This window comes from Martelella sp. (genome assembly GCF_984369615.1).
Map to the genome: position 1 here is coordinate 1 of NZ_CFHTCS010000135.1, position 10,623 is coordinate 10,623.

Sequence of the window (10,623 nt, forward strand, 5' to 3'; positions counted from 1 at the left end):
CGCGCCCTCGACGAAACGGACGCGCTGCTTGTCCATCTGCTCCTTGATCTTCTTGCCCATCGCGCGGCGCAGAAGGTCGGCCTCACCGAGCGAATAGCCCGAAAGCACCTGCGCCACCTGCATCACCTGTTCCTGGTAGATGATGACGCCCTGGGTCTCGGCGAGAAGGTGATCGATCATCGGATGCACGGATTCGATCTCCTCCTCGCCGTGCTTGCGCGCATTATAGACGGGGATGTTTTCCATCGGCCCCGGCCGATAAAGCGCGACAAGGGCGATCAGGTCCTCGATGCGGTCCGGCCTCATCCCGATCAGCGCCTTGCGCATACCGGCGCTTTCCACCTGGAACACGCCGACTGTCTCGCCGCGGGCCAGCATGTCATAGGTGTCGTGATCATCAAGCGGAACCAGCGACAGGTCGACCTTGATGTCGCGCCGAGCGATGAAGTCGACCGCCGTCTTCAACACCGTCAGCGTCTTCAACCCGAGAAAGTCGAACTTCACGAGACCGGCCTGCTCCACCCATTTCATGTTGAACTGCGTGACCGGCATGTCCGAGCGCGGATCGCGATACATCGGCACCAGTCGCGAAAGCGGCCGGTCGCCGATCACAATCCCGGCGGCATGGGTCGAGGCATGCCGGTAGAGCCCCTCGATCTTCTGCGCGATCGCCAGCAGACGCCCGACGATCGGCTCTTCTTCGGCGGCCTCCTGGAATTTCGGCTCGTCCTCGATCGCCTTGGCAAGTGTCACCGGATTGGCCGGATTGTTGGGCACGAGCTTGCTGATCCGGTCGACCTGTCCGTAAGGCATTTCCAGTACGCGGCCGACATCGCGCAGGGCGGCGCGCGCCTGCAGAGACCCGAAAGTGATGATCTGCGCCACCTGGGCGCGTCCGTATTTCTGCTGAACGTAGCGGATCACCTCCTCGCGCCGGTCCTGACAGAAATCGATATCGAAGTCCGGCATCGACACGCGCTCGGGGTTGAGAAAGCGTTCGAACAGAAGCGAGAAGCGCAGCGGGTCGACATCGGTAATCGTCAGCGCGTAGGCAACAAGCGAGCCCGCGCCCGAGCCGCGGCCCGGACCGACGGGAATATCATGTTCCTTGGCCCATTTGATGAAGTCGGCAACGATCAGGAAGTAGCCGGGAAACTTCATACTCTCGATGATGCCCAGTTCATAGTCGAGCCGCTCGACATAATCCTGGCGACTGTGCCCCTCGCTCAGCCCCACATGGGAGAGCCGCGCCTCAAGCCCCTCGACGGCCTGTCGGCGCAACTCGAGCGCCTCGGCCCGCTCGGCCTCCTCCGGATCGTCGGAAGCGCCGGTGAAGCGCGGCAGGATCGGACTGCGCGTCTGCAGGATGAAGCTGCAGCGCCGTGCGATCTCGACCGTATTGTCGAGCGCCTCGGGAAGGTCGGAAAACAGTTCCGCCATTTCCGCCTGCGTTTTCATGAAGTGGTCCGGCGTCAGCCTAAAACGCCGGTCGTCGGAGACAATGGCATTATGCGCGACGGCCATCAGCGCGTCATGCGCCTCGAAATCCTCGCGCGCCGGGAAAAAAGGCTCATTGGTTGCCACCAGCGGAAGTTCAAGCTCATAGGCCAGATTGATCACATGCCGTTCGCGCTGGAGATCAAAAGCACCCTGACGCTGCAATTCGACATACAACCGGTCGCCGAAAAGCGTCTTGAGCGCTTCCAGACGCTCGCGCGCCTTAGCCTCGAAACCCGAGGCGAGCGCCTGGTCGATCGGACCGCCCGGCCCACCGGTCAGAGCGATCAGACCGTCCGTCCGGCCTTCCAGCCAGGACTTCCGGATATAGATGCTGTCATGCGCCTCGCCGCCGAGATAGGCCTCGCTGACGAGGTGCATGAGGTTCGCATAGCCCGTTTCATTGGCCACGAGAACAACGATCGCCGGCAATTTTGCCGGGAGGTGGGACCCGCCGCGCCGATCGCCCTCGCCGCCGTCTTCCATGTCGATCGACAGCTGACAGCCGATAATCGGCTGCAGCCCCTCCCCGATCGCCTTCTGCGAAAATTCGAGCGCGCCGAACAGATTGTTCGTGTCGGTGACGGCGACAGCCGGCTGCCGGTCATCAAGGGCAAGCTTCAGGATTTTCTTGAGCGGCAAGGCTCCCTCAAGAAGGGAATAGGCCGAATGGGTTCTCAGGTGAACGAATCGAACCGCTGCCCCGCCCGACCGGTCATCGCCATCGTGTCCGATCACATCTGCCATTGCCTGCTCCGTCGTGCCTTACCGTGGATCCTGATCCTCGCAGGCCGGCCCGGCCCGCGCAACGCCAACAAAACATATGCACAGAAAGCTCGCACCGCTGTGAGGTGGCGGGCGTATTTACATTGAGCTGACGATCAGCGCCATGCTGGTCAGGAACAGCGTGATCGAGAAGAATGCCGCCACATCGCGCAAAATTTCTGTCATTTTCGCCTCCGTTTCGCTTTATGTTTTTATTATGTTCTGTTTTTGTTCCTTTTGCAAGCGTCCTCGAGATATTTTCCGCCGTGGCCGGCCAAGTCGGGCCGCGGCTACGCCGAACCCTTCGTCGGCATGGGCGGCGTATTTACGGCCTAACTCCGGACACTCAGATCAGTCCACCGATTTTTCGAAAGCTATCGGTCTGCGTAAGCAACCGTGATGGCCGTGATCGGGCGATGCACGAACCCGCTACGCGGCAAACGCGCACCGCTGTCCGGGGGAGCAGGCGACCGTTGCACTTGCCGCCGAGGCAACACGCCTGATGACACACGAGATGTCATTCGAAGTGCCTGAACAGAACCTCAATGTGCCGCTTGACCGCATCCCAACTGGCCCGGAAAGCGGGTTCGCGCTGAAGAACATCAGGCGACTTTGACATTCACGGTCCCGCAGCCATCGGCCTGATGAGGCCTTGACGATCTTCACTTTCACGACATACGCGGAACGACCGTGACGATGCTGTTCGAAGCCGGGTGCAACTTGGGAGAAATTGCATCCGTCACGGGCCATTCCTTAAGGCGCGCTCGGGAAGATTCGAACTCCCGCCCCCCAAAATTTCGTAGTTTTGCCAATACACTTGATCGCAAGGCAATTTTCTAAAAAAGAGCGTCAAAGCCGACACAAACAAATCAATGAGTTATCGTCCATTTGCAAACTCTATTCTGAACATCATTGCAACCTTTTGCGGGCTTCCTTTGCCAGGGCAACCGCACGGTTCGGTTCGCACACGCTGTACCGTTCAGGCCAACTCACATCCGTGGTTAAGGGAAGAGCTGCGGGCTACCATTCAGGCGACTGGCCAAACCCGCATATACTGGCAAGTTCCGCGTATGCGCCCGCGCACGCGCCTAGAACTGGCGCTGGCGCGGTCAGCCCGGGACCGTTCGGAAAGGCAAGCACACGCCCGCCGGCTTCCTGGATCAAACAGTAGCCTGCGAGGCAATCCCATGCGCTCATCCGCGGTTCAACGTATCCGGTGAGGCGACCGGCGGCGACCCAGGCCAGCATCAAGGCGCCCGATCCATAGCGGACCCACCCAGCCCCGGCCTCTGACAGCTCGGCCAGCATGCGCCCGACACGCTCGCTGGAGACGCGGTCATTGGCACCGACACCCAACAGGCCGGACCTGAGATCCCCGTCCAGAGCGCGGACGGGCTTGCCGTTCAACGTAGCCCCTTGCCCTCGCGCCGCGATGAATAGCTCATTCAGGACCGGTACATAGATCACGCCGAGGATCGGGCCGTCCTCATCACAGGCGCCGATCGACACACACCAGCCTGGCAATCCGTTAAGATAGGGAGCCGTGCCGTCAATCGGATCAATCACCCAGGTTACGCCGGAACTGCCTTCGCTCAAGCCGTGTTCTTCGCCGAGTTGCGCATCAAGCGGGAATGATCTGTTCAGCCGGTCCCGGATAAGCGTTTCGACTTCGAGATCCGCCTGGGACACCAGATCGGTCACATGGCGTTTTTGCCGCACCAGTAGTTCCTCGCGGTTCTCGAAATAGGCAAGAGCCAGCTTGCCGGCGCGCCTGGCAAGCTCCGTTGCCGTATCGAGCCTGCTCTCAGTCATGATTGTTCCGGTCATGCATTCTCCTGCGGAATAAGCGCGACGCCCCTCGGGCGAACTTCAAGTCGGACGTTTGAACCGGCCGGCAACGGCACTTCGCTTTCGTCATCGACCACGAATATGCGTCCAAGCGGACCATCGATCTCGTACTCGACGTGATCACCGAGATAAGCCGAGGAGGCGATTGTGCCCGGAACCCCCTGCCCTTCGGATCTGACCTTCATGGCATTGGCATGGAGCGACAGCCGAGCCGGGCCTGGTTTGGTACCGCGGGACGGCAGCGCGATGGTTACCCCGCCCACTTCGACCTTCGCAATATCGCCTTCGATGGACCGAATATGCCCATCCACAACATTGGCCTCTCCGATGAAGTCGGCAATGAACTCGGAAGCTGGCGCTTCATAAAGCTCGCGCGGTGACCCAATCTGAGCGACCTTCCCATCCTTCATGACAACGATGGTATCGGAGACAGCGAGCGCTTCTTCCTGATCATGCGTGACGTAAACAGCCGTGAAACGAAGGCGCTGCTGCAGCGTGCGGATATCCGTGCGCACCTGGCGACGCAGTCGGGCATCGAGATTCGAAAGCGGTTCGTCGAGCAGCAGGACCTGTGGCTCTAGAACGAGTGCGCGCGCCACGGCGACACGCTGCTGCTGGCCGCCGGAAAGCTCTGCCGGCAGGCGCCCTGACAGACCGGAGAGCCCAACGACTTCGAGCGCCTCTTCGGCGCGCTTGCGCGCCTCACCTGATTTGATACCGCTCGCTTCAAGGCCGTAGGCTACATTCTGGCCAACGCGCATATGCGGAAAAAGCGCATAGCTCTGGAACACCATCGATACGTCGCGCCTGTCGGCAGGCAGGCGGGTGACATCCTCGCCGCCGATCATGATCTGGCCTTCGGTAGGGCTTTCCAGACCCGCCAGCATGCGGAGCGTTGTCGTCTTGCCGCATCCAGAGGGTCCGAGCAGCGTGACAAGCTGGCCCGGCTCGATGTCGAGCGAGAGGTCCGGAATGGCGGTGAAATGGCCGAAGCTCTTCCGCACATTGCGAAACGCCACGGCACCTTTTGTATGTGTCATCCGAGTGCTTCCTTCTTGATGGGGGCTGCGGCGTCCTTCTCTTCTCTTCGGCGAATGCGACGTTCGCCAACCAGAAGCTGAAAGCCGCCAATGACCGTGATCATCACCAGGATCAGAACCGAGGAATAGGCGATGGCAATGCCGTATTCCCCGTTCTCGACCAGGCCAACGATGTAGGCGGTCGCCATGTTGTATTTCGCGCTGACCAAAAAGATCACAGCTGAAATCGAGGTGATTGCGCGAACGAAGCTGTAGACCAATGCTGCCAGGATGGCCGGGCGCATGAGCGGCAGGATGACCTTGCGCATCGTGCGGCCCGAGCTTGCCCCGAGTGTCAGAGAAGCCTCGTCAAGCGATCCGTCCAGCTGTGACATGGCCGCCACCCCTCCCCGCACGCCGACCGGCATGTTACGGAAGACAAAGCAGGCAATCAGGATTACCGCCGTACCGGTCATCTGCAGAGGCGGAAGGTTGAATGCCATGATGTAGCTGATGCCGATGACTGTGCCGGGAATGGCAAAGCTCATCATCAGAGCAAATTCGAAGACAGAGCGCCCCGGAAATCTCTGCCGAACAATCAGCCAGGCCGTCAGAAGTCCGACGGCGGCGGTCAACGGCGCGGCGATCAGAGCGATTTCCATTGTGGTCCAGAAGCTGTCCCAGGCAACGCCTGTCCAGCGGATGCCGTTTTCCCAGCTGATACCGAACGCCCTCGTGTAGTGCGCAAGCGTCAGCGAGTGATCAAGCCCCCAGATGCTAACGAAGCCGCCGAAGAGGATCATCGCATAGACCGTGATGGTGAATGCGGCCCAGATGACAGCTACGGTTATCACCGGGATGGCTACACGATGCGGCAGCTGTATATGCCGTCCGCCATCCCCTTTCCCCGTCACGGTCGAGTAATTCTTGCCGGAAAGCCACAGGCGCTGAGCAAGGAAGGCCGAAAGCGTGAACACCAGCAGGACTGTGGCGAGTACTGCCGCGCGCGCAGGGTCATTCTGCGCACCGACGACGGCGAAGAATATCTCTGTCGACAGAACGCCACCCGAGCCGCCGAGGACCAAAGGGTTGCCGAAGTCGGCCATGGATTCGATGAAACCGATCAGGAACGCATTGGCCAGCCCGGGCGCCATCAGCGGCAGCGTAACCTTGCGGAAAGTGCGCCAGCGGTCCGAGCGCAGCGTCTGGCTTGCCTCTTCCATGGATGGGCTGATCCCATCGACCACGCCGATCAGAACAAGGAAGGAAATCGGCGTGAAGCTGAGCATCTGGGCAATCCAGATTCCTGTCAGCCCATAGAGCCAGCGCCCCAGCTCCAGACCCGTCGCGGCTTCGATCACATTGGTCAATGTGCCGGAGCGACCCAGCAGCATGGTCAGCGCAAGGCCGACGACGAAGGGCGGCGTGATAATCGGCAACACCGTCAGCAGCCGCAGCGATTTCTTGAAGCGAAACCCTGTTCTGGTCGCCACGAGCGCGAAGACCAGCCCCAGCAGCGTCGTCCCTGTCGCTGTACAGACGGCCAGAAAGAAGGTGCGCCAGGCAACGCCGCAATTGCCGCCTGCAAGACAGGCAAGTGACCAGATCTTTGGGTCAATGATGTTCCTGCGCACGCCCTCCGTCGTGAATGAGCCATCGAATTCCTGAAAGGCGCCGGTGAACATGGATACCAGCGGGTAAAAGACAAAGACCGCGACAAGCAGCACCAGCAGCGTAATGCAGGCGAGTACGAAGGCATCGCCCTTCAATGCGCCGCGCTCGGCGGCTCCGAAAGCAATCATCAGCGCAAAGACGGTGCCAATGACCACGGCACCTGCCCCAAAGGCTGGCTGTCCGGATATTTCCCCGAAGGTGGCCTCCAGAAGGCTCCAGTTCCAGCCACGCATGCCGATCGAAAGGCCCTCGACCAACATCCAAAGAAGTCCCGCAACGCCGATATTGATCAGAGCGCGTCCCCGATCCCCCGGGTGTCGTGTGACACGCAGATAGAGCGCGGCAAGAAGCATCAAAAAAACCGGCAGGAGCTGCCAGCGGCCCGTAAGGAGCTGGGCAATGCCCGGCCACAGGCTGTCTGAAACGACGAAATCACTCAGCCATTCGAAGCTGAAAAATCCGGAGCGGACTCGATACCAAGGCAGGGCGATGAAAGCGACAATCGCCGCCGCCAGGATCATATCGAGCCTGCGGTTGTCTCTGGATGTCATGACACTGTCCGATGAGTTCAGGGGCGCGAACGCAGGCAGGCTCCAGCCTGCCCGCGTCAGGTCACGTTATTGGAGCGGCAGGGACCCGATTTCATCGTCCCACCGTGCCAGCAGGGCCTTGCGCCTATCCGCGCTGCCATATTCGGCAAAGTCATAGTCGATCAGCTTGATCGTCGACAGGTCCGGCGCCTCTTCGGGCGGCGTCGCGCTGGCATTTGACGGAATCTGGAATGAACCTGCTTCCGGCATCATGTTCTGCACCTCTGCCGTCAGCACCCAATCATAGAAGGTCTTGGCCGCTTCCGGATTCTGCGCACCCTCGATCATGGACATGGAGCCGATCTCATATCCCGTCCCCTCGCAGGGGGCGACGACTCCGATCGGGAAACCGGACACTGCCTGAGCAACAGCGTCATGCTGAAAGACAATACCCAGTCCTGTTTCACCGCGTGCCGCCGCTTTCACGGGAGCACTGCCGGATTTTGTGTACTGCGAGACGTTCGCGTGCATTTTTTTCAGAAAATCGAAAGCTTCGTCCTCACCCATCAGCTGGACGAGCGTTGCAAGCGTCGTATAGGCCGTACCGGACGAGTTCGGGTCGGCGATCTGGATCTCGCCCTTCAAGGCAGGGTCCAGCAGGTCGGCCCAGCACTCCGGAGCGGCGATGCCCTTTTCCGCAAACAGCTCTTTATTGTATCCCCAGCCCAAAGCACCGGAATAGACTCCCACCGTACGGAAATCAGAGACTTCTGCCTGTCCTTGCGCCCAGTCCTGCAACTCGGCCAGCATTGGCGACTTGTATTCGGCGGTCAACCCGTCATGTCCCGCCTGAAGATGAGGGTCTCCCGTCCCTCCCCACCAGAGATCGGTTTGCGGATTACGCGCTTCGGCCCTGATTTTCGCATAGGCCTCACCGGATGACATTCTCACCATGTTCACATCGGTGTCCGGATGGCTGCTCTCGAACTCAGTGACAAGCCGTTCACAGATGACGACATCGGCCGAGCAGATCAGGTTCAACTCGTCCGCCATGGCGCTGGCGGGCAACATTATTGCTGCGCCCGCAAGGGCGCACTTCAATGTATTCATGTTCTCCTCCCATTCCCGTTTCCGGGTGCTGGCATGATGCACAGCTGTGCATTACCTTGAATTTAAAATTTCCTTATGTCAATAAACTGTAGCAATTTGGCGTTAATTCTATGAATTACGCCAATGCACAGGTTTGCAAGAAGACAGCATCATGAGAACTCAGGTAAGTGCGAAAGATGTAGCAGAGCTGGCCGGGGTCTCTCGCACGGCGGTTTCTAGAGCCTTCACGCCAGGCGCGTCCGTTTCCTCCGAAACCCGCGCAAAGGTCTATGAGGCGGCCGAGAAACTCGGGTACCAGGTGAACAATCTGGCGCGCGGTCTTCTGACATCGAAAACGGGGATCGTCGCTCTCATTGCGGCCGAGATTAATACGCCCTATCGGTCCACCCTGCTTGCCGCCCTTTCGAGCCAGTTGCAGGCTGCCGGCAAGGTCGGCATGCTGATCAATACGGACCGGTCGGACGAAAGCGTCGCCCAGGCCTTGCGCCAGGCCATTTCCTATCGCACGGAAGCGGCGATCATTCTCTCCGGCATGCCGGACACATCGCTGGCGGAGATTTGCCTTCGCAATGGCATGCGCCTGGTCCTGATCAATCGCGATGAAGAGCGCGCCGGCACGCTTCAGCTAAGGCTGGACGACGCTGCTGCCGGGCACCAAGCGTTTGCCGCCTTGTTCGCCGCGGGTTGCAGGCGGATGGCATTTGCCTCATCTCTGGCGGGTACCCCGAGCCTCGAGGACCGACGCAAGGGCTTTGCCGCCGCTGCGGCGGATGCAGGCTTGGCACTCATCGAAGATGCAAGCGGCATGACCTCCTATCAGACGGGGCTCGATGTCGGTATGCGTCTGCTGACCCGGCCGGATCGTCCGGATGGCATTTTCTGCTCGACCGACCTGATCGCGTGCGGCGTGCTCGATGCGGCCCGCCAGCGTCTGAAATTACGTGTGCCCGAAGAGGTTTCCATCATCGGCTTCGATGATATCGAGCAGGCCGCTTGGGACAGCTACAATCTGACGACCTTCAGTCAGCCGGTTGATGATTTTGCCAAGGCTGCGGTCAGCTACCTTTCCGAGCCGGAGCATGATGAGCCGCGTTCGATCATGCTGTCCTCCCGTATGGTGTGGCGGAAGACCGTCCGGGACTAGGACCTTCCGAATCCAGATCCGTGCAAGCAGGACAGCCACGGGTACCCAAGCGAACAAGAGTGGACTATCGACGCTTCCGGTATGATGCTGGTGCCTTCTCCCCGCGTCGACCGTTCGCATGGACGCACGCCCTCAAGGAATCAGCGCGTTCCCTCGGATTCTTCTGCTGTGTTCAGATGCGGAAAGCCGAAATTCATTTCCGACTTCCCGCTTGCTCAATGCTATTTAGCGATTGTTCACGATCCAGAAGTCCTGCCAGTCCTGAAGCTTGGCAAAATCATCCGCTGTGGTCGCGGAGTCGGTGACATGCAGCTGGTCGCGGACATCGAACACGCCGGAATGCTCGTCTTCGGGCATGACCACATTTTCGTTGGTCGAGATCTTGCCGTCGGAGAGCTGCGGTGCCATGCCCTCGCCAGTCATCATATAGTGCACGAACAGCTTGGCGGCGTTCGGGCTGTCCGTTCCAGCCGCAATGACAGCGACGCGCGGCGTCAACTGACCGATAAATGGCTTCAGCCCCTCGCAAATCCCCATGCTGTAGCCATCACGGTCGGCATGGCGGAAGATGGCCGCGCTCAGCAAGCCCATGAACGGCTTTTCCTGTCCCGGAGCGCCGATAATCGGACCGACATCGGAATCGCCCTTGGTGACGACCGGCTGATTGGCGGCGAGGCGTTTCACCCATTCCGCGGTGGCGCTCGCTTCATCGGTATCAAGCGGCTCACCGAAATAGGCTTCATAGGCCTCGGCCATTTTGTCGTCAGAGTTGGTGGCAAGCTGGTTGAACCAGAACATGGTTTCATTGCGCAGGAGCGGATCGGGAATGGCCACGCGCCCCTTCCAGTCCGGTTCCGTCAGCGCCCACATGTTGTCGATCGGGCAACCGTCGGTATAGACCTCGTCATTATAGGCCCAGACCCACGGATTAAGGCTGGTGATCGCCGGGTTGCGGTAATTTTCAGGAACCTCATCGGCAAGATCCGGTGGGAACCAGCTCAGGCCGAAGCCCTGCGGCAGGATCTGCGAGGTGACC

7 protein-coding genes are annotated in these 10,623 nt (G+C 60.0%); 1 reads left to right on the top strand and 6 read right to left on the bottom strand.

Going from position 1 to position 10,623, the window contains the following annotated elements:
* From dnaE to AC5DC2_RS12250, 5 genes are all read right to left on the bottom strand, one after another.
* Positions 1-2,244, bottom strand: a 2,244-nt coding sequence (dnaE, locus tag AC5DC2_RS12230) for a DNA polymerase III subunit alpha (protein WP_491698660.1), incomplete at its 3' end; no start/stop codon positions are given.
* 1,038 nt (positions 2,245-3,282) lie between these two features.
* A complete protein-coding gene (locus AC5DC2_RS12235) occupies positions 3,283-4,089 on the bottom strand; it encodes an inositol monophosphatase family protein (protein WP_491698661.1) in 807 nt (268 codons plus the stop codon).
* Entirely contained in the window at positions 4,086-5,150 is a 1,065-nt protein-coding gene (locus AC5DC2_RS12240; RefSeq protein WP_024709282.1) for an ABC transporter ATP-binding protein, read from the bottom strand. The genes AC5DC2_RS12235 and AC5DC2_RS12240 overlap by 4 nt, the downstream gene beginning before the upstream one ends.
* Complete coding sequence (locus tag AC5DC2_RS12245; protein WP_491698662.1) at positions 5,147-7,354, bottom strand: ABC transporter permease; 2,208 nt, start codon at positions 7,352-7,354, stop codon at positions 5,147-5,149. The genes AC5DC2_RS12240 and AC5DC2_RS12245 overlap by 4 nt, the downstream gene beginning before the upstream one ends.
* Before the next feature lie 66 nt (positions 7,355-7,420).
* Positions 7,421-8,443: an ABC transporter substrate-binding protein gene (locus AC5DC2_RS12250; protein ID WP_491698663.1), complete on the bottom strand. Its 1,023-nt coding sequence runs from the start codon at positions 8,441-8,443 to the stop codon at positions 7,421-7,423.
* Between the two features lie 151 nt (positions 8,444-8,594).
* On the opposite strand from AC5DC2_RS12250, the gene AC5DC2_RS12255 reads away from it, so the two are divergent.
* Complete coding sequence (locus AC5DC2_RS12255) at positions 8,595-9,587, top strand: LacI family DNA-binding transcriptional regulator (protein WP_491698664.1); 993 nt, start codon at positions 8,595-8,597, stop codon at positions 9,585-9,587.
* Positions 9,588-9,812: 225 nt separating this feature from the next.
* Here the strand turns inward: AC5DC2_RS12255 and AC5DC2_RS12260 are convergent.
* The coding region (locus AC5DC2_RS12260; protein WP_491698665.1) for an ABC transporter substrate-binding protein at positions 9,813-10,623 on the bottom strand (811 nt) is incomplete at its 5' end.

Coding starts and splice junctions, on each gene's coding strand:
- AC5DC2_RS12235 (WP_491698661.1), bottom strand. CDS start 4,089: ATGACCGGAACAATCATGACTGAGAGCAGGCTCGATACGGCAACGGAG.
- AC5DC2_RS12240 (WP_024709282.1), bottom strand. CDS start 5,150: ATGACACATACAAAAGGTGCCGTGGCGTTTCGCAATGTGCGGAAGAGC.
- AC5DC2_RS12245 (WP_491698662.1), bottom strand. CDS start 7,354: ATGACATCCAGAGACAACCGCAGGCTCGATATGATCCTGGCGGCGGCG.
- AC5DC2_RS12250 (WP_491698663.1), bottom strand. CDS start 8,443: ATGAATACATTGAAGTGCGCCCTTGCGGGCGCAGCAATAATGTTGCCC.
- AC5DC2_RS12255 (WP_491698664.1), top strand. CDS start 8,595: ATGAGAACTCAGGTAAGTGCGAAAGATGTAGCAGAGCTGGCCGGGGTC.